Here is a 19,521-nt window from a genome sequence, read left to right as displayed (position 1 = left end):
TAGTCTATATGTATTACAAAATCATATTCATCTGTCCGTTTCCGGTGAGATAAGTATTGTTCATGTCATACTTATTTACTTTGGCTAATATATTAAAAATATTACAAATCATCAAACGGACTTTTTATTTGTTGCAAACTATGGGTACTAACATGTGTATATATTTCGGTGGTTTTACTTCTGCTGTGGCCCAACAACTCCTGAATGTACCTCAAGTCGGTGCCGCTTTCCAATAAATGCGTGGCATAACTGTGCCGAAGCCAGTGAAGAGTAGCCGGTTTAGTAATCCCGGCCTTATAAACCGCTTGCTTAAAAACGGTTTGCAAACTCTGCTCCGAATATTGTTGGCCTTTCACTTGTCCTTCAAATAACCAAACCTTCGGTTTATAGCCTTTATAATATACCCGAAGCAACTCCAAAACCTTCGAACTTAAGGGCGCAATCCGGTCTTTCTTTCCTTTGGCTTGCCTAATGATGACAATGTTTCGCTTTGAGTTGATGTCGTCAAGTTTCAAATGCAACAATTCACTTCGTCGCAAACCACAACTGTAAATCAAACACAACATCGCCTTGTGCTTGATGTTGTGTTGCGATTCCAAAATCAATTTTACTTCCTCTTTACTCAAAACATTCGGCAAAACCTTCTCGCGCTTCGGGCGATGAATGCTCTCAATTTCCACCTTTCGATCCTGAACCGTCGTGAAATACAACTTAATCGCACTCACAATTTGATTCTGATATGAAGCCGATAATTGGTTCTTCAAAATATAATCATTATTATACAAAATCACATCGTCATTCGAAATCGTATTGCTCGGTTTGTGCTTAAAAAACACCAAAAATGACTTTGCTGCTTCCATATAAGTCTTTATCGTACTGTCGCTATACCGCTTTGATCGCAACCAACGCCTAAAATTCTCCAAACTTCGAGCGCCTTCCTCGCTGGGTAGCGAATCGATAAGCAACGGTAAACCAAACATTTCTCGGTGCTCATCATGGTCAGGCAAATGCCAAACCCGCATCGTTTGGCTCCATTTTGAACCCTTAATCGCTTTTATGACAGCAATCAATTCTTCGTTCCGGTCAAAAAATACCGCTATTCTTTTTTCACCTCTATGCGTAATAATTTTGGCGCTCCAGTTCATCTCTTTTGCCTTTTAAAATATAAAAGTAAGAAAAATATTTACTTAAATGATTTTTAGGGGGAATATTTATACAATAAAACGTACAAGTTAAATAAATAGTAGCGAACGGTTCGGGATTTATCGGCAGTCGTAATTCCCGCTTTCCGTTCTGAACGGCGCCACTACAATCGGGGCTAAATAGGAATGGTCTTTTGTGAAATCAGTGCAACTCTCCAACTTTAAAAAAACTACTGCGTCATAGTAACATCATGGTAACGTCATACAAAGCGATAGCAAGAATAGTAAAAAGTTACTGCGTCCTATTAACGTCCTATCAAAGCCCAATCAAAGTGCAGTAAGAGTGCAACAAGCAAACCACATAAATTCAAACTCCCAACTCCCAACTCCCAACTCCTAACTCCTAACTCCTAACTCCTAACTCCTAACTCATAACTCCTAACTCATAACTCCTAACTCATAACTCCTAACTCCTAACTCCTAACTCATAACTCCTAACTCCTAACTCCTAACTCATAACTCATAACTCCTAACTCCTAACTCCTAACTCATAACTCCCAACTATTTTTATACATTCCACAATAAAAACCCACTAAAATTAAAGGGTTTGTAATTTTTAACTAAAAAAAATAACAAAAACGCTTTTGTATATTTGCTAAATAAGTATATTTATGCAAAATTTATATATATGGAGATTTTAGCATGTCCCAAATGCCAAAGCGATGCCATAGTCAAAAGTGGCGTTATCAAGGACAGACAAAGGTTTTTATGCAAAAAATGCAACTATTACTTCACCGTAAATAAACTAGGTAAAAAGATAGACAGTTACTATGTTACTAAGGCATTGCAGTTGTACTTAGAAGGCCTAAGTTACCGCGAAATAGAGCGAATTATCGGGGTTTCGCATGTTACCGTCAGCAATTGGGTAAAGGAGTTTAAAATAGCCAAACCCAATCATACCGATTATCATCCAACCTATAAGATATACAACCATTTAGAGCTGGTTGAATTCCTTAAAAACAAAGATGTTTTAAAAGGCGCCGGCATGATTATTACCGAGTTGGGCGACAAGTTTATGCTTATAAAATGGGAGCGTTTCAAAGATTAACTATAGTTATTTACAATAATATATATCATAATTTTTTTCATTGGTAAAATGTTAGAATTTGGCAGAACAAAATTTAACCAAAACCAACAATCCAAATTATGAAAAAACTTTTATTAGTAATGTTTGCTTTAGGGTCATTTGCTGGCCAAGCGCAAACTACTCCGGCACCGGCAGCCACAACTGCTACGCCTGTTAAAGAATGGGAGGTAAGTACCTACGGTTTCATCCGAACCGATTACATTTGGGATACCCGACGTTCCGCACAAGTACGTGAGTACAATTTAAATCTTTACCCGCTAGACGAACAATTAGATGCCAACGGAAATGATATAAACGATGCTGGAGCTTCTAACTTCTTATCGGTAGTTTCTCGTTTAGGGGTTAAAGCCAAAGGACCAAATGTATGGGGTGCCAAAACTGCCGGAACTTTAGAAGGTGACTTCTTCGGAAACACAGAATCAACCATCGGTTTATTCCGTTTACGCCACGCCTATGTAACCCTCGATTGGGAGAAAACCAGCTTAACTTTGGGACAAACTTGGTATCCAACGTTTATCCCAGAAGTATTTCCGGGGGTAGCTAACTTTAGCACAGGCATCATGTTCAATCCTTTCGGATGGGTTTCGCAAGCCAGAATCAAACAAAACTTCACTAAAGAATTGTCTTTTGCCTTTACAGCCTACAAAGAAAGAGAGTTCACCACGGCAACCGCTACCGGTGGAACACAAAACTCAGCTTCTTTTAATTCGCCGTTACCAACATTACACGGACAATTCCAATTCAAAAACGCCAACTGGATAGCCGGTTTAGGCTTTGAATACAAATCGTTACAACCATTAACCGTTAGCAATGGCTTAGCCACTTCCGAGAAAGTAAATACCACTTCAGTAGTAGGTTATTTCAAATACAACAACGATAAATTCCACATCAAAGCTTACGGAATTTCAGGTAAAAACATGTATAACTTAGTGATGTTAGGCGGATTTGCCGGTTACACTGTTCCGGGTGAAGTAGAAACTTATGAAGGAATTAAAACCACCGCCATGTGGGTTGATATTGCCAGCAACGGTAAAAGTGTAGCACCGGGATTATTCTTTGGGTACACCAAAACAGACGGCGTTAGCAAAGACAATCCAACCACGTTATACGGAAGAGGTTTTTCCGGAACTCGTGGCGTTGACAACGTAATGAGAATATCGGGCAGAGTAGATTTTAAACAAAACAAATTCAGAGTAACTCCTGAAATTGAATACACAGGTGCCACTTGGGGCGATTTAAAACCCGATGCCACTTTTGACGGAAACAACAAGAAAGTAGGTAATTTTAGAGCCATGATTTCTTGTGCTTACAGTTTTTAATAACCAACCAATTTATATAATATGAGCAATAAAAAATCAAAAGGAATTTGGAAAGTGATTTCCGCTTCCTCTATGGGAACCATGATTGAATGGTATGACTTTTACATCTTCGGTAGTTTAGCCGTAGTGTTATCTACTAAATTCTTCCCAACAGACAATCCAACCGCTGCGTTCTTGTCAACGCTGGCCACCTTTGCCGCCGGTTTCGTAGTGCGTCCGTTTGGAGCCTTATTCTTCGGACGATTAGGAGATCTTATCGGAAGAAAATACACCTTTATGGTTACTTTGATGTTAATGGGTGGCGCAACCTTCGTAATTGGATGTATTCCGAGTTATGAAACCATTGGCTTTGCCGCACCGATTTTAGTATTAATTCTTCGTTTACTTCAAGGTTTAGCCCTTGGAGGAGAATACGGTGGAGCCGCAACCTATGTAGCCGAACATGCACCCAAAGGAGAAAAAGGCTATTGGACGTCATGGATTCAAACCACTGCAACCGTTGGATTATTCATTTCCTTAATGGTAATTTTAATTACCAAAAGTGTCTTGTCTAAAGAAGCTTTTGACGAATGGGGTTGGAGAGTACCGTTTTGGGTTTCTATCCTAATGGTTTATGTATCTTACCTTATCCGTAAAAACATGGACGAGTCTCCGGTATTTGCCAAAGCCAAATCGGAAGGAAAAACATCATCCAATCCGTTGAAAGAAAGTTTTGGTAACAAATACAACTTAAAATTTGTTTTGTTGGCGTTATTCGGAGCCACAATGGGACAAGGAGTAGTTTGGTATACCGGACAATTCTATGCGATGAACTTCCTGAAAACCGTACAAAGCATTGATTCCTCTCAAGTAGATATGTTACTGGGTATCGCCTTAATTTTAGGGACACCTTTCTTCGTATTCTTTGGTTGGTTGAGCGACAAATGGGGCAGAAAATCCATCATGATGGCGGGAATGTTATTGGCTATTTTCCTTTATCGACCAATTTACAGAGCCATGTACAACAGCACCGATTTAACTCAGAAAACAGAAATCGCAGCCAATACTAAAGTAGTGCCTTCCATGAAAGAAGTAGATGCTACCAAAATGGATTCAATTTACACCACCACAAAAGAATATACGGATGGGACCAAAGTAGAAGAAATCAAAACCCTACACTTTGAAGCCGGAAAACTAATGGTAGACGACAAAGGCAAAGACAAAATCGAAACCAAAGTCACCAAAACCATCAATGGTTCCGATCGCTGGTTCTTAATCTTTATGGTATTTATCCAGGTAATATTTGTAACTATGGTGTACGGTCCAATCGCAGCATTCTTAGTAGAAATGTTCCCGGTGAAGATCAGATATACGTCGATGTCGTTGCCATATCACGTAGGAAATGGTATCTTTGGTGGATTACTGCCGGCCATTTCAACCTACTTCGTATCCCAATCCAAAGAAGCCGGTGATGTCGAGTTTTACCTCGAAGGATTATGGTATCCAATCGGAATTGCTGCCGTATGTTTTGTCATCGGTATGATTTACATCGACAGAAAAATTAACACACTTCACGACTAAAACAAAAACTATGAACACAGTAAAGAAATTTTTAGGAATAGTTTGGATTGCTTTAGCGATAGCTGTAGCGTACTATGCCATCGGTATTTTTGGAGGAAAGTTAACCTCAGGAAAACAAGACGATTTGGTTTTCGGGATAATTATATTTTTCGTATTATTACCTCTGATAGTAACCGGGTTAACCATCTTCGGGTGGTATGCCTTAACAAATGAATATGAAGATTAAATAATAAAGTTTATTGGTTGCCTCAAGCTCTTACTTCGTTAAGGGCTTTTGGCTTTTTATAGATTCAAATCATAAATGAAACAAAGACACCAACAAAAATTAGTAATCATCACTATGGTACTGCTAATCGGATTAAATCTTCCGATACTGCTGCTGTTTGATAGTGCCGAAGCTGTTATGGGGTTTCCGGTGATTTACATTTACATTTTTTCGGTGTGGTTGTTTTCCATTTTGTTGTCTTTCATCATCATAAAGCGCTACCATGAATAGTATAGTATTATTAATCATATTGGCACTTTACTTAGGGATTCTTTTCTTCATAGCCCATTGGGCAGAGAAAAAAGGAAACTCAAAATGGACGAACAATCCCTATATTTATTCGCTTTCCCTGGCGGTTTATTGTACGGCATGGACGTATTACGGCAGTATTGGTGTGGCCGCCAATTCGGGACTGAATTATTTGCCAATTTATTTAGGTCCGATAATCATTATCCCGGCATGGATGATTATTTTGAAGAAAATCATTCGCATTTCAAGAGTCAATAAAGTATCAAGTATAGCCGATTTTATCTCACTGCGTTATGGCAACAGCCGTTTTTTAGGAGCAGTCGTAACCATCGTTTGCTTGTTTGGTATTTTGCCTTACATCGCTTTGCAATTAAAATCGATAGCCGAAACGTTTCACGTAGTCACCCAAACCGAATCGAGTTCTAACATCTTTGACGATAGCACGACTTATGTGGCTTTTGCCCTGGCGATATTCGCTTCCATTTACGGAACGCGCTACGTTGATGCTTCCGAAAAACGTAAAGGAATTGTAACCGCGGTGGCTTTAGAAAGCGTATTGAAACTCGTTTTCTTTATCATCATCGGCGTATATGTAACGTTCTTTGTCTTTGATGGTTTTGATGATATTTATGCTAAAGCTTCTTTATTGGAACACTTCCAACAAAAGAACACCATCGGCGGATTACCACAAGCCATCAACTGGTTTTTCTTGTGCATACTTTCCTTGTTCGCCATCTTTTTGTTACCTAGACAATTTCAAGTTTCGGTGATTGAGAACACCAGGGAAAATCATGTGAATACTGCAGTTTGGTTGTTTCCGCTGTACTTATTGTTGTTTAATATTTTTGTTTACCCAATTGCTTGGGGCGGCAATATTTTATTCGATGGGCAAAGCGTGAATTCCGATACGTATTCGCTATTAATTCCGCAATTTTTTGACAACAAGACTTTGACCGTGATGGTTTTCTTGGGAGGATTTTCAGCGGCTATATCAATGATAGTTGTGTCGTCTATCGGACTATCAACCATGGTGAGTAACAACTTGATTATTCCTTATGGTTTGTTGGGTAGATTGAAACACAACGAGCAAAGTACCATCAACAAAAAGATTGTTAACATCCGTAAGATTGGGATTTTCTCGCTGATTATTATTTCCTATTTTCTCTACCGCTATTTCGCCTTAGATTACAGTTTGTTTTCTATCGGATTGGTGGCTTTTGTCATTATTGCTCAATTGGCACCATCGTTCTTTGGCGCATTGTTTTGGCGAAGAGGTTCAAGAACCGGAGCGGTTTCGGGCTTAATTGTGGGTTTCGTGATTTGCTTGTATACGTTATTGGTTCCTTATGCCTTAGGAATAACATCTTCCGATACTTCCTTCATCACCGAAGGTTTATTTGGCATCAAATTATTAAAACCATTACAACTTTTTGGCTTAGATTATTTACAGCCTGTTCCTCATGCATTGTTTTGGAGTTTGTTGTTCAACTTCATGATTTACATCGCCGTTTCCGTAAGTTTCAAAGGCAATTACCGAGAGCGTAACTATGCCGAAATGTTTTTAGACATCAACAAATACATCACTATGCACGAAAATGCATTCGTATGGAAAGGAACGGCTTACCGAACCGACATCGAAAAAGTGCTGATTAAATTCTTAGGCGAAGAAAGAACCAAGCGTGCCATGAACATCTTCAACCTAAAATACAACGTCGATAAAAACGAAGAGTTAGCCGATGCTCGTTTGATTAAATTCTCCGAAAATCTCTTAACGGGACATATCGGTACGGCTTCCGCCAAAATCTTAATCTCAAGTGTAGTCAAAGAAGAAAAGATAACCTTACCCGAAGTCTTAAAGATTTTGGAAGAATCCAAAGAGAATATCATCATCAACAAAAAGCTGATTGAAACCTCTAACGAACTAAAAGAAATCTCCGCCAAGTTGCAAGACGCCAATGTTTCGTTGATGGAAAAAGACAAACAAAAAGACGAATTCCTCGATACGGTTACTCACGAATTGCGAACGCCAATCACGGCCATTCGGGCTTCGAGTGAGATTTTATACGACGATGATGAAATTCCGGAAGAACTCCGCAAACAGTTTTTGCAAAATATTATTTCCGAATCGGATAGACTCAATCGTTTGATTGATAAAATTCTCGACTTAGAAAAGTTTGAAACCGGCCGACAAAAAGTTAACTTTGCTACACACAAGGTTTTGGAAACGATTGAAAATGCGATTGAACCTTTGCAACAGTTGATTAACAACAAGTACATTCACGTTCATGTAGAAGGCAACGGTAATCTGAAAGCCGATTTTGATGAAGACAGAATAGTGCAAGTGGTGACGAACTTAGTCTCAAATGCGATTAAGTTTTGTCCCGAGAACAATGGTTTGATTACCTTAGCGGTTTATGACAAACACGATTTTGTGCAAGTGGAAGTAAGCGATAACGGTAAAGGAATTGCACCGAATGATTTTGAAACCATATTCGACAAGTTCTACCAATCAACCAATCAGAATTTCAAAAAGCCTATTGGTAGCGGATTAGGATTAGCGATTTGCAAACAAATTATTGAACACCACAAAGGGAAAATTTGGGCCACCAATAATGCTACCGGCGGTGCGTGTTTGAGTTTTACCATACCCAAAAAACAGCAGCCATGAAAAAGATTTTAATAGTAGACGACGAACCCAACATAGTGATGTCATTGGAATACACTTTCAAAAAGAACAACTTTGAAGTGTTTATTGCCCGCGACGGTCAGGAAGCTTTGGATATTTTAAAAAACCAATTTCCCGATATTATCATACTCGATATCATGATGCCTTTGGTAGACGGATTTGAAACTTTGGAACAAATCAAAAAGAACGAGCAACTGAACCATTGCAAAGTGATTTTCCTATCCGCCAAAAACAAAGAAAGCGATATCGAAAAAGGAATGGCACTCGGAGCCGATGCTTATCTAACGAAGCCTTTCTCTATTAAAAAGGTAGTGGAGCAAGTGAATGATTTATTAGAGTAATCGATTAGTTTAAGTTGCTGTCGTACTTAGTTGAATGTCAATCTTTTTTTTGTAAATGTGCTAAATTTTAAGACAAGTATTGTATATACCTATTTAGCAATAAAGTTTTGAAAGGTAAGGGAATAATGGTTACTTTTAAGCTGTGAATTAAACAGTTACCAACCTAACCTTACCAATGAATTACCAAGATTTTTACAGCCAAAGCATCCAAAATCCGGAAGCGTTCTGGGTAGCACAAGCCAATGAAATCGATTGGTTTACCAAACCGCAAAACATTTTATCCGAAGACGAAACCGGTTATCCGTTGTGGTACAAAGACGGCAGTTTGAATGCTTGCTATTTGGCACTTGACAAACACATCAACGATGGTTTCGGCGACCAAATTGCAATCATTTACGATTCACCGGTTACCCAAACGGTTAAAAAATATACTTACAACGAAGTCAAATCAGAAGTCGCACGACTCGCCGGTGGTTTATTGTCTTTAGGTTTAAAAAAAGGACACACCGCTATCATTTACATGCCGATGATTCCACAAGCCACTTTTGCCATGTTGGCTTGCGCTCGAATAGGAGTCACGCATTCAGTTGTTTTCGGTGGTTTTGCGCCACATGAATTGGCCATCAGAATTGACGATTGTAAACCAAGAGTTATTTTAACCGCTTCGTCAGGAATTGAAATCGATAGGTTAATTGCCTACAAACCTTTGGTAGACGAAGCGATTGAATTGGCCGAACACAAACCTAAAAAAGTGGTAGTGCTCAACCGAAAACTAGGAGCCAGAATTCCGTTTAAGAAATACGATGTCGATTACGATGCTTTAGTCTACGGCTCAGAAGAAGCCGATTGCGTTCCGGTGGAAACGACGCATCCCTTATACGTTTTATACACTTCGGGCACGACAGGAAAACCCAAAGGCATTGTTCGCGATACCGGAGGTTATGCTGTAGCGCTTAAGTTTTCTATGCAGAAAATCTACGGTGTAAAACCCGGTGAAGTCTTTTGGGCAGCTTCTGATGTGGGTTGGGTTGTAGGCCATAGTTTCATTGTTTACGGACCATTAATCAACAGAAATACCACGATAGTTTTTGAAGGCAAACCAATCAAAACTCCGGATGCGAGTACGTTTTGGCGAGTGATTGCGGAACATAAAGTGAGTGTGATGTTTACGGCACCAACCGCCATTCGCGCCATCAAAAAAGAAGATCCAAACGGAGAGTTTATCAAGCAATATGATTTGTCTTGTTTGAGAACGCAATTCCTCGCAGGAGAACGTTGCGATGTGGCGACCCTAGAATGGTACCGTGAACACATACCGATTCCGGCTATCGACCATTGGTGGCAAACCGAATCGGGTTGGCCGATGATTGCCAATATGATGGGAGTTGAATATTTACCTATCAAACCGGGCTCTTCGGGGAAAGCGGTTTCGGGTTATGATATCAGAATCTTAGGTGAAAACGGACAAGAGTTAGGGCCAAACGAAGAAGGGTATGTGGTAATCAAATTGCCTTTGCCACCTGGAACTTTACTCGATATTTGGAACGACAATCACCGTTTTCAAGCAGGTTATTTGCAAAAATTTCCCGGTTATTATTTCTCAGGCGATGGCGGATTTAAAGATGAAAGCGATTATATATTCATAACCGGTCGCGTAGATGATGTGATTAACGTTGCCGGACATAGATTATCCACAGCCGAAATGGAAGAAATTGTAGCTTCACATCATTCAGTTGCTGAATGTGCGGTGATTGGGATAAACGATGAGTTGAAAGGACAAATTCCGTTGGCGTTGGTAGTTACCAAACTCGGAGAACAGATTGAACATTTTCAACTGCAACATGAAGTGGTAAAGTTAGTTCGTGATCAAATCGGAGCCGTAGCTTCTTTGCGAGATGTAGTTGTTGTTAATCGTTTGCCCAAAACCCGTTCGGGTAAAATCCTTCGTAAATTATTACGCAGCATAGCCGATGGTGAAAACTTCCAAATCCCTTCTACTATTGATGATGAAGCTATTATTGATGAGGTAAGAGAAGTGTTGGAGATAGGGAAAATAGGTAGTTTTAAATAGTTTCAGAGATAAACCAATAAGCGTATATTTTATTGGTTTTTTTTATATAAATTTGCAGAGTGAATGTTCACTAACTTTTTAAAAATATGATTGACAATACTTCTAAACGACAACAAGAAATCATAGCGTCAGCCGGGAAACTTTTGATAGAAAAAGGAATTAAAGGTTTGACCACAAAAAATTTAGCACAAGAAATGGAGTTCTCTGAAAGTGCTTTGTACCGTCATTTCAAGAATAAAGAAGACATAGTGGTTTTGTTGTTAAACTATTTGGCAAGCAATATGAAAGAGCGTTTGGACTTGATTTTTGAAAACCACGATACTTCTGAAGCAAAATTGTTGAAGCTATTTGAAAGTCAGTTTCAGTTTTTTACCCAAAACCCACATTTTGTGGTAGCGGTTTTATCCGAAGGGTTATTCGATGAGTCTGAAAAAATCAATCAAGCCATCATGAAAATTGTCCATTATAAAATGCAATTGATAGCTGAAATTATAGAAACCGGCAAACAGAACAATGAGTTTACAAAAGACATTTCGACAACCGATATCGTGCATATAATCATAGGAAGTTTCCGTTTGATGATGCTCAAATGGAAATTATCAAAATTTGAAATCGATTTGGTGACTCAAGGAAATTCGATTATGAAAACCAATATTAAATTAATGACAACATGAAGAAAACAGCAATAATACTGGTAGTTCTTTTTCTTTCTTCTTGCAGTGATAACCAAGAAATAAAGCCGATTCGACAAGATATTAAAGAATTGGTTTTTGCTTCAGGCCAATTGGAATGGGATGATTCTTATAATCTCACTGCTCAAACCGACGGTGTATTGCAAAAGGTAACTTTTGAAGTAGGTCAAACCGTCACCAAAGGAACGGTAATCGCTACTATCGACAATCAAGTGAATCAAATTAATGCCGAAACCGCTCAAGAGCAATTGGTTATTTCTAATGAAAATGTTACAGTTAATGCGCCAGCTTTACAACAATTGGAACAAAATATACTCTTCGCCGAAAGCAAATACCTTCAAGATAAGAAGCAAGCCGAACGCTATGAACGATTGCAGCAAAATAATATTGGTTCCAAAGTCGAATACGAAAATACCCAGCTTACCGCTAAAAATTCGCTGGCCAATTTAAAAGCACTTAAAAAACAATACGCCCAAGTATTGCAACAAGCGAAACAACAACAAATTGTCACTAAAGCCCAATTGAAAAACAATCAGGTCATCAAAGGATACAATTCTATCCTCGTTACCGAAAACGGAACGGTGATTAAGAAACTTAAAAATAATGGCGATTATGTCAAAAAAGGCGATGTGATTGCTACCATTGGAAACCAAGAAAAAGTAGAAGCGGTTTTAAACGTGGATGAGAATAGCATTGGAAAAGTTGTGTTGGGCCAAATGGTTTATGTAAAACTAAACACCAACAAAGACAAAATTTTCAACGGAAAGATAACCGAGATTTTATCGGCTTTTGACTTACAATCGCAATCGTTTATCTGCAAAGTTACTTTTGATGTACCCTTGGCTAATTCCCTTTTCGGAACCCAATTGGAAGCAAACATTCTGGTCGGCGAAAAGAAAAATGCTTTACTGATTCCGCGCAATTACGTCGGTTTTGGCAACAAAGTCAATGTAAAAGACAGCGATGAATCGGTAATCATCAAAACCGGAATCATCTCTACAGAGTATGTCGAAGTACTGGAAGGAATTGATGAAAATACCATACTATTACCTTTAAAACCGTAAAAATGAATATCAATTTCGTCATTGCCAAAACCTATATTGTTTCCAATAAAAAGCTCACGGCTGTAGCGGTTTTGGGTGTTGTATTGGGCATGTCGATTTATATTTTTATGAATTGCATGATGGTGGGTTTTGATAAAAGTTCGAATGCTTCTATTTTCAAATCTACTTCGCACATCAGAGTTTACAAAGACGATGAAATCAGCAAACCTTTAATCGGTAAGCAAGAAACTACACCCATAATTATCAATCCTAAAGTTGTTCCGGTTAACAATACGATTATCAATCCGAATTTGGTTATCGAAACCATTTTAAAACAAAAAGAAGTTACTGTCGTTACGCCTCAAGTGAATACCAATGTGTTTTACAACAACGGCAAATCACAGATTTCGGGCTTGGCAGTTGGGATTAAACCCGATGAAGCCAATCTCATGTACAACATCAAATCATTTATGGTGGAAGGGAATTTCGAATTGTTGAAATCCAATCCGAACGGAATAGTGATTGGCAGCGGCATTTCCGAGAAGATGAATTTGGCCGTAAACGACAATATCAACCTCACTTCTTCCAAAGGTGTGAACCGTACCTTTAAAATCGTTGGTATTTTTAAAACTAATAATGCCAATACAGATAAGACAAAGTCGTATATCAATATTTCAGTTTCCCAACAACTGCTCAAAGAAGGAACGAGTTATATCACTGACATCAATGTCAATATTGATGACGCTGAAAATGCGGAAATGGTGGCCCAAAAAATTCAAAATCTAACTGGTTACAAAGCCGAAGGATGGAAACAAGCCAATGAAACCGTTATGGCGGGCAATAAGATGCGAAAAATGATCATCACTTTTGTTTCATTCACCATTTTATTAGTGGCCGGTTTCGGAATTTATAACATTTTGAATATGACGGTTTCGCAAAAAATAAATGACATTGCCATCTTGAAAGCAATGGGTTTTAAAGGAAATGATGTAATCAAAATATTCGTGACACAAGCCGTTTCTATCGGAATTATGGGTGTAGTTGGCGGTATGATTTTGGCAGTGATATTGATTACTATTTTAAAAAATGTTTATGTCGGTGGCGATATTGGATATTTTCCGATAGATTATGAAATGAAGAAATTTGTTCAAGGAATCGTCATAGGTTTAATTATTACCTTCTTCGCCGGATATATTCCTGCCAAAAAAGCTGCCAATGTAGATCCTGTTGAAATCCTAAGAAAATAATATGAACATACTGGAAACCAAAAATATCAACAAATTTTTCTATCAGCCAACCGAATTTCAGGTGTTGAAGGACATTTCATTTGAAGTGAAGAAAGGTGAATTTCTGTCTATGATTGGAAAATCGGGCAGCGGAAAATCGACACTTTTGTATGTATTGTCTACGATGGATACAGATTACAAAGGCGAATTGTTTATCGACAACCAATTGGTAACCGGTTTAACTACAGACCAATTGGCCGAAATCAGAAACGAAAAAATTGGATTTGTTTTTCAGTTTCATTATCTGTTACCCGAGTTTTCTTGTTTGAGGAATGTGATGATTCCAGCACTTAAATTGGGCCGATTGACAGAAAATGAGATTGAAGCACGAGCGTATCAAAAATTAGAAATATTAGGTTTGCAAGACCAAGCACTCAAACCGGCCAGCAAACTTTCCGGCGGTCAGCAACAAAGAGTTGCCATTGCAAGAGCTTTGATAAACGATCCGTTAATCATTATGGGCGATGAACCTACCGGAAACTTAGACAGTAAAAATACCAATATCGTCTTTGATATTTTTCAAGAGTTAACCCAAAACTTCGGTCAAACGATTATAGCCGTTACCCACGATGATGATTTTGCCAAAAAAAGTGATAGGATTATTGAGATGAAAGATGGCGTAATTCTAACGTAATCCATTATCGATTAGTTTATGTATACTTATTTAGCAAGAAAATTTAACACTGCACCAATAGAATATTTATATTTACATAACAAAACGATAATAAAAGAAGATTTACAATGAGTTATTACAAAATACTGAATCTGGAGCATTACTTCAAAATGTATAAGAAATCGATTCGTGAACCTCGAAAATTTTGGGACCGAATCGCCGATGAGAATTTTACTTGGTACCAAAAATGGGACAAAGTTTTCGAGTTTGACTTCCAACAAGCCAAGTTCAAATGGTTTGTCGATGCCAAAGTCAACATCACCAAAAATTGTATCGACCGACATTTAGCCCGCCGTGGTGATAAAACCGCTATCATCTTCGAGCCGAATAATCCGGACGAAGCAGCGCAACACATTTCGTATAACGAATTGTACGCACGTGTAGCCAAATTAGCCAATGTACTCCGAGACCAAGGTGTACAAAAAGGCGACAGAGTTTGCATTTACTTACCCATGATTCCCGAACTAGCAGTTGCTGTTTTAGCTTGCGCCCGTATTGGCGCTGTTCACTCGGTGGTTTTTGCCGGATTCTCCGCTTCGGCAGTTGCGGCTCGAATTAACGACTGTGAATGCAAGATGGTCATCACTTCCGATGGTAGTTACCGTGGCAATAAATCCATCGACTTAAAAGGAATTGTAGACGAAGCTTTAGAAAAATGCCCAACGGTAGAAAAAGTATTGGTGGTAAAAAGAACGAATACTACAGTAACGATGAAAGAAGGTCGCGATCTTTGGTTGCAACCTTTATTAGATGAAGCCATTCCAAACAATGTAGCGGAAATCATGGATTCGGAAGATCCGCTATTCATTCTTTATACTTCCGGCTCGACCGGAAAACCAAAAGGAATGGTGCATACCACCGCCGGTTATATGGTGTATACCGCTTATACTTTTAAAAATATTTTCAACTACGAAGAAAACGACATTTACTGGTGTACCGCCGATATCGGGTGGATTACCGGACATTCTTATATTCTTTACGGACCATTATTAAACGGTGCCACGACGGTAATTTTTGAAGGCGTTCCGTCATATCCAAACTTCAGTCGTTTTTGGGAAGTAATCGAAAAACATAAAATTACACAATTCTATACGGCGCCAACAGCCATTCGTGCTTTGGCTAAAGAGAGTTTGGATTATGTACAAAAATACCCTTTGAGTTCCCTAAAAGTTATCGGTTCAGTTGGTGAACCCATTAATGAAGAAGCCTGGCATTGGTACAATGACCACGTAGGAGGAAAGCGTTGTCCATTAGTGGATACTTGGTGGCAAACCGAAACCGGAGGCATTATGATTTCGCCAATTCCATTCGTAACTCCGACTAAACCAACATACGCTTCATTACCATTACCGGGAATTCAACCCGTTTTAATGGACGAATTGCGCAACGAAATCGAAGGCAATCAAGTCACAGGAAGTTTGTGTATTAAATTTCCTTGGCCTTCGATTGCGAGAACGATTTGGGGCGATCACCAACGTTATAAAGAAACCTATTTCACCGCATTTCCGGGTAAGTATTTTACAGGAGATGGCGCTCTGCGCGATGAAGTTGGGTATTACCGAATTACCGGTAGAGTAGACGATGTGATTATCGTTTCGGGACACAATTTAGGAACTGCTCCAATTGAAGATGCCATCAACGAGCATCCGGCCGTAGCAGAAAGTGCGATTGTAGGTTTTCCTCATGACATCAAAGGAAACGCGTTGTATGGTTTTGTAATCTTGAAAGAAGTAGGTGAAAGCCGTAACCAAGAAAACTTAGCTAAAGAAATCAACCAATTAATCTCCGACCAAATCGGACCAATCGCTAAACTCGATAAAATTCAGTTTGTTTCGGGCTTACCTAAAACGCGTTCGGGTAAAATCATGCGTCGTATTTTGCGAAAAATAGCAGAAGGCGATTACTCTAATTTCGGCGATATATCAACGCTTTTAAATCCGGAAATAGTCGAAGAGATTAAAGAAGGAAAACTATAAAAAGAAGACGCCAATTCAAATCGAGTTGGCGTTTTTTTATGCACTTTCGCTTCAAATTACTTTAACAGAATTATATAACTGTAGTTGCAATCATTTCGCTAAATTTACTTTGTTATGAATCAGAACAAAGTAGTCATTATTGGCGGTGGTTTGGCAGGCTTAACGGCGGCAATTCACCTGAGAAAGCTGGATATTCCTGTTGTGTTGATAGAAAAAAACAGCTACCCGAAACACAAAGTCTGCGGCGAATATATCTCCAATGAAGTGTTGCCTTATTGGCAATGGTTAAACATTTCTATCGATGAGTTGAAACCAACGCACATCAACCAACTACAATTCTCAACCTTTTCCGGAAAAACAATTAATACCACTTTGCCTTTGGGTGGATTTGGTATAAGTCGATATGCTTTAGATAATTATTTGTACCAAAAAGCAATTACTAATGGTTGCGAAATCATTCACGAAAGTGTAGAAAATATCCATTTTGCCGATGACATTTTCACTATCACTACTGCTACAGATACAATTATCAAATCTGAAATTGTTCTCGGCGCTTTTGGCAAACGTTCCAATATCGACATCCAATTGAACCGTAATTTTATCCGACAAAAATCACCTTGGTTGGCTGTAAAAGCGCATTACGAAGGTCAATTTTCCGATAAAGTTGTGGGTTTACACAATTTCAAAGGCGGTTATTGCGGCGTTTCTAAAGTGGAAGACAACCGAATCAATATATGTTATTTGGCGAGCTATGAAACCTTCAAAAAGCACAAGGATAGTGATTTATACCAAAAAGAAGTTTTGGAGCAAAATCCGCATTTAAAAGATATTTTTCAAAATAGCAAACTGCTTTTCGATAAACCGTTAACCATCAGCCAGATTTCATTCGAGCAAAAACTTCCGGTTGAAAATCACATTTTGATGATAGGCGATACTGCGGGATTAATCCATCCGTTATGTGGTAACGGTATGGCGATGGCGATTCATAGTGCCAAAATTGCCGCCGAAGTAATTGATGACTTTTTTAAAGAAAAGATAAAAAACAGAATAGCTTTGGAACAAATTTATACCCATAATTGGAACAAAAATTTCAAAAGCCGTCTAAGAACTGGAAGAATTTTGGCCAATATCTTGTTGCAGCCTAAACTATCGAATATCGCTTTTCGTATAGTAATGATAGCGCCATTTTTGTTGCCGTTGATTATCAAAAAAACACATGGCAAACCAATAACAATTTCCGCCTAAATGATGATTGATACTAAATACCGAACCAACCAATCCGAAATTATGGACGACTTTGCCTTAGAAGGCGAAACGTTGCGCGATGCGTTAGATAAAATCGCCAAAATCAATCGGCTTTTAGGTGGTAACCAACTAACTTTACAAGGTGTTCAACAATTGCTGAAAGGCATTCCAAAAGACCGAGAAATAACCATAGTCGATATCGGTTGTGGTAACGGAGATATGTTGCGAGCCTTGGCCGAGTTTGGTAAACAGAACGATTACTGTTTTAATTTAATAGGCATCGATGCCAATGCGTTTACGATCAGTCATGCGAAAACCTTGTCGACAGCATATGAAAACATCAGTTACCAATGTGAAGATATTTTTGAAGCCGAATTCAAAGCGTTGGACTATGATATTGTTTTATGTACCTTGACTTTACACCATTTCAAAGACGAAGAAATCTTGAGTTTAATGAAAGTTTTTTATCAAAAGGCAAGTATTGGAATCGTGATTAATGATTTGCAAAGAAGCGCTATTGCTTATAGATTATTTCAGGCTTTGTGTTTTGTTTTCCAATTAAATGAAATGTCACGAGAAGACGGATTGGTTTCCATTTTACGTGGATTCAAAAAAGCCGAATTAGAAAACTATTCAAAAGAATTACAATTAAAAAAATATACCATCCAATGGAAATGGGCATTTCGCTACCAATGGATTATTAATAAAACAAATTAAGTATTTACTATTGTCATTGACATTGATATTGTCATTGACATTGAAATCAAACCCATGAGTGTAAAAATTAAATCAGTCGCCAAAGAATTACCGAAATTCTCCCGAACTACAGCGGAAATTCTCCCGTATCTCGACGCATGGCTTTTCGGTCAGGACGAACGCTTTATTCGGAAAGTCAAAAAAATATTCGAAGGCGCGATGGTCGACAAACGCTATTCTATTATGGATCCGATTGAAGTTTTTACCAATACTTCTTTTGAATCGAGAAACGATATTTATGTGCGTGAAATGATTGATTTAGGCGAAAAGGTTTTGGTTAAAGCTTTAGCAAAAGCGCATTGGGAACCAACGGATTTAGATTACATTATCACAGTCAGCTGTACCGGAATCATGATTCCTTCACTCGATGCTTATTTGATTAACAAAGTAAAGCTCCGCCAAGACATTGTGCGTTTGCCTGTTACCGAAATGGGTTGTGCGGCCGGAATTTCGGGAATGATTTATGCCAAAAATTTCCTCAAAGCCAATCCCGGGAAAAGAGCAGCCGTAATTGCAGTCGAAAGCCCAACGGCGACTTTTCAACTCAATGATTACTCAATGGCGAATATTGTGAGTGCGGCTATTTTTGGCGATGGCGCAGCTTGTGTTTTGTTGTCGTCGCACGAAGCTGATGAAGGTCCGGAAATCCTGGATGAATCGATGTACCATTTCTACGACAACATTCACATGATGGGTTTCAAACTAACGAATATGGGTTTGCAAATGGTGTTAGATATCCAAGTACCTGAAACTATTTCAGCTCATTTTCCGGATATTATTCATCCTTTTTTGGCACAAAACAATTTGAAGATGGAAGATATCGATCATTTAATTTTTCATCCCGGTGGCAAAAAGATAGTGCAAACGGTGGAAGATTTATTCGGTGATTTAGGCAAAAATATAGACGACACGAAAGAAGTGTTGCGATTGTACGGCAACATGTCGAGCTCAACAGTATTGTACGTTTTAGAACGCATTATGGACAATAAACCGCCAAAAGGCGAAAAAGGATTAATGCTGAGTTTCGGTCCGGGATTTTCAGCACAACGCATTTTATTAGCATTTTAAAA

The 19,521-nt window shown here is 38.6% G+C and carries 17 protein-coding genes; 16 read left to right on the top strand and 1 reads right to left on the bottom strand.

Annotated features, from left to right (window positions below):
• Positions 1 to 101: 101 nt before the first annotated feature.
• Complete coding sequence (locus ICG50_RS12105; protein WP_187661163.1) at positions 102 to 1,145, bottom strand: tyrosine-type recombinase/integrase; 1,044 nt, start codon at positions 1,143 to 1,145, stop codon at positions 102 to 104.
• Between the two features lie 685 nt (positions 1,146 to 1,830).
• Here ICG50_RS12105 and ICG50_RS12100 point away from each other — a divergent pair.
• From ICG50_RS12100 to ICG50_RS12025, 16 genes are all read left to right on the top strand, one after another.
• The gene (locus ICG50_RS12100; protein WP_187661162.1) at positions 1,831 to 2,250 is read left to right on the top strand and encodes an IS1/IS1595 family N-terminal zinc-binding domain-containing protein; all 420 of its coding nucleotides are present in this window, start codon (positions 1,831 to 1,833) and stop codon (positions 2,248 to 2,250) included.
• Positions 2,251 to 2,348: 98 nt separating this feature from the next.
• On the top strand, positions 2,349 to 3,608 hold the full coding sequence (locus tag ICG50_RS12095; RefSeq protein WP_187661161.1) for a DcaP family trimeric outer membrane transporter: 1,260 nt from the start codon (positions 2,349 to 2,351) through the stop codon (positions 3,606 to 3,608).
• Between the two features lie 21 nt (positions 3,609 to 3,629).
• The gene (locus tag ICG50_RS12090) at positions 3,630 to 5,168 is read left to right on the top strand and encodes an MFS transporter (RefSeq protein WP_187661160.1); all 1,539 of its coding nucleotides are present in this window, start codon (positions 3,630 to 3,632) and stop codon (positions 5,166 to 5,168) included.
• A gap of 10 nt (positions 5,169 to 5,178) precedes the next feature.
• Positions 5,179 to 5,394: a DUF6814 family protein gene (locus tag ICG50_RS12085; protein ID WP_187661159.1), complete on the top strand. Its 216-nt coding sequence runs from the start codon at positions 5,179 to 5,181 to the stop codon at positions 5,392 to 5,394.
• Between the two features lie 75 nt (positions 5,395 to 5,469).
• A complete protein-coding gene (locus ICG50_RS12080) occupies positions 5,470 to 5,664 on the top strand; it encodes a hypothetical protein (RefSeq protein WP_187661158.1) in 195 nt (64 codons plus the stop codon).
• Positions 5,657 to 8,350, top strand: a complete 2,694-nt coding sequence (locus ICG50_RS12075) for an ATP-binding protein (protein WP_187661157.1) — start codon at positions 5,657 to 5,659, stop codon at positions 8,348 to 8,350. The genes ICG50_RS12080 and ICG50_RS12075 overlap by 8 nt, the downstream gene beginning before the upstream one ends.
• Positions 8,347 to 8,709, top strand: a complete 363-nt coding sequence (locus tag ICG50_RS12070; RefSeq protein ID WP_187661156.1) for a response regulator transcription factor — start codon at positions 8,347 to 8,349, stop codon at positions 8,707 to 8,709. The genes ICG50_RS12075 and ICG50_RS12070 overlap by 4 nt, the downstream gene beginning before the upstream one ends.
• 175 nt (positions 8,710 to 8,884) lie before the next feature.
• Complete coding sequence (locus ICG50_RS12065; protein WP_187661155.1) at positions 8,885 to 10,780, top strand: acetate--CoA ligase; 1,896 nt, start codon at positions 8,885 to 8,887, stop codon at positions 10,778 to 10,780.
• Positions 10,781 to 10,866: 86 nt separating this feature from the next.
• The gene (locus tag ICG50_RS12060) at positions 10,867 to 11,454 is read left to right on the top strand and encodes a TetR/AcrR family transcriptional regulator (RefSeq protein WP_187661154.1); all 588 of its coding nucleotides are present in this window, start codon (positions 10,867 to 10,869) and stop codon (positions 11,452 to 11,454) included.
• Positions 11,451 to 12,536, top strand: a complete 1,086-nt coding sequence (locus ICG50_RS12055) for an efflux RND transporter periplasmic adaptor subunit (RefSeq protein WP_187661153.1) — start codon at positions 11,451 to 11,453, stop codon at positions 12,534 to 12,536. Before ICG50_RS12060 ends, ICG50_RS12055 begins: the two co-directional genes overlap by 4 nt.
• 2 nt (positions 12,537 to 12,538) lie before the next feature.
• Complete coding sequence (locus ICG50_RS12050) at positions 12,539 to 13,762, top strand: ABC transporter permease (RefSeq protein WP_187661152.1); 1,224 nt, start codon at positions 12,539 to 12,541, stop codon at positions 13,760 to 13,762.
• Position 13,763: 1 nt separating this feature from the next.
• The gene (locus ICG50_RS12045; RefSeq protein WP_187661151.1) at positions 13,764 to 14,435 is read left to right on the top strand and encodes an ABC transporter ATP-binding protein; all 672 of its coding nucleotides are present in this window, start codon (positions 13,764 to 13,766) and stop codon (positions 14,433 to 14,435) included.
• 107 nt (positions 14,436 to 14,542) lie between these two features.
• Positions 14,543 to 16,450 carry an acetate--CoA ligase gene (acs, locus tag ICG50_RS12040; protein WP_187661150.1) on the top strand — a complete coding sequence of 636 codons (1,908 nt, stop codon included), beginning with the start codon at positions 14,543 to 14,545 and terminating at the stop codon, positions 16,448 to 16,450.
• Between the two features lie 114 nt (positions 16,451 to 16,564).
• Complete coding sequence (locus ICG50_RS12035) at positions 16,565 to 17,695, top strand: NAD(P)/FAD-dependent oxidoreductase (RefSeq protein WP_187661149.1); 1,131 nt, start codon at positions 16,565 to 16,567, stop codon at positions 17,693 to 17,695.
• Positions 17,696 to 18,412 (top strand): methyltransferase domain-containing protein, encoded by a 717-nt coding sequence (locus ICG50_RS12030; protein ID WP_187661148.1) that lies wholly within the window; start codon positions 17,696 to 17,698, stop codon positions 18,410 to 18,412.
• Between the two features lie 54 nt (positions 18,413 to 18,466).
• Positions 18,467 to 19,519 carry a type III polyketide synthase gene (locus ICG50_RS12025; RefSeq protein WP_187661147.1) on the top strand — a complete coding sequence of 351 codons (1,053 nt, stop codon included), beginning with the start codon at positions 18,467 to 18,469 and terminating at the stop codon, positions 19,517 to 19,519.
• Positions 19,520 to 19,521: the final 2 nt, after the last annotated feature.

Origin of the sequence: Flavobacterium buctense (assembly GCF_014486695.1) — a bacterium.
In the GTDB taxonomy this organism is placed as follows: domain Bacteria; phylum Bacteroidota; class Bacteroidia; order Flavobacteriales; family Flavobacteriaceae; genus Flavobacterium; species Flavobacterium buctense.
The sequence above is the reverse complement of the archived record's forward strand: the minus strand, read 5'-3'. Positions and strand labels throughout refer to the sequence as shown.

Coding starts and splice junctions, on each gene's coding strand:
- ICG50_RS12100 (WP_187661162.1), top strand. CDS start 1,831: ATGGAGATTTTAGCATGTCCCAAATGCCAAAGCGATGCCATAGTCAAA.
- ICG50_RS12065 (WP_187661155.1), top strand. CDS start 8,885: ATGAATTACCAAGATTTTTACAGCCAAAGCATCCAAAATCCGGAAGCG.
- ICG50_RS12075 (WP_187661157.1), top strand. CDS start 5,657: ATGAATAGTATAGTATTATTAATCATATTGGCACTTTACTTAGGGATT.
- ICG50_RS12095 (WP_187661161.1), top strand. CDS start 2,349: ATGAAAAAACTTTTATTAGTAATGTTTGCTTTAGGGTCATTTGCTGGC.
- ICG50_RS12060 (WP_187661154.1), top strand. CDS start 10,867: ATGATTGACAATACTTCTAAACGACAACAAGAAATCATAGCGTCAGCC.
- ICG50_RS12080 (WP_187661158.1), top strand. CDS start 5,470: ATGAAACAAAGACACCAACAAAAATTAGTAATCATCACTATGGTACTG.
- ICG50_RS12050 (WP_187661152.1), top strand. CDS start 12,539: ATGAATATCAATTTCGTCATTGCCAAAACCTATATTGTTTCCAATAAA.
- ICG50_RS12070 (WP_187661156.1), top strand. CDS start 8,347: ATGAAAAAGATTTTAATAGTAGACGACGAACCCAACATAGTGATGTCA.
- ICG50_RS12090 (WP_187661160.1), top strand. CDS start 3,630: ATGAGCAATAAAAAATCAAAAGGAATTTGGAAAGTGATTTCCGCTTCC.
- ICG50_RS12030 (WP_187661148.1), top strand. CDS start 17,696: ATGATGATTGATACTAAATACCGAACCAACCAATCCGAAATTATGGAC.
- ICG50_RS12035 (WP_187661149.1), top strand. CDS start 16,565: ATGAATCAGAACAAAGTAGTCATTATTGGCGGTGGTTTGGCAGGCTTA.
- ICG50_RS12085 (WP_187661159.1), top strand. CDS start 5,179: ATGAACACAGTAAAGAAATTTTTAGGAATAGTTTGGATTGCTTTAGCG.
- acs (WP_187661150.1), top strand. CDS start 14,543: ATGAGTTATTACAAAATACTGAATCTGGAGCATTACTTCAAAATGTAT.
- ICG50_RS12025 (WP_187661147.1), top strand. CDS start 18,467: ATGAGTGTAAAAATTAAATCAGTCGCCAAAGAATTACCGAAATTCTCC.
- ICG50_RS12045 (WP_187661151.1), top strand. CDS start 13,764: ATGAACATACTGGAAACCAAAAATATCAACAAATTTTTCTATCAGCCA.
- ICG50_RS12105 (WP_187661163.1), bottom strand. CDS start 1,145: ATGAACTGGAGCGCCAAAATTATTACGCATAGAGGTGAAAAAAGAATA.
- ICG50_RS12055 (WP_187661153.1), top strand. CDS start 11,451: ATGAAGAAAACAGCAATAATACTGGTAGTTCTTTTTCTTTCTTCTTGC.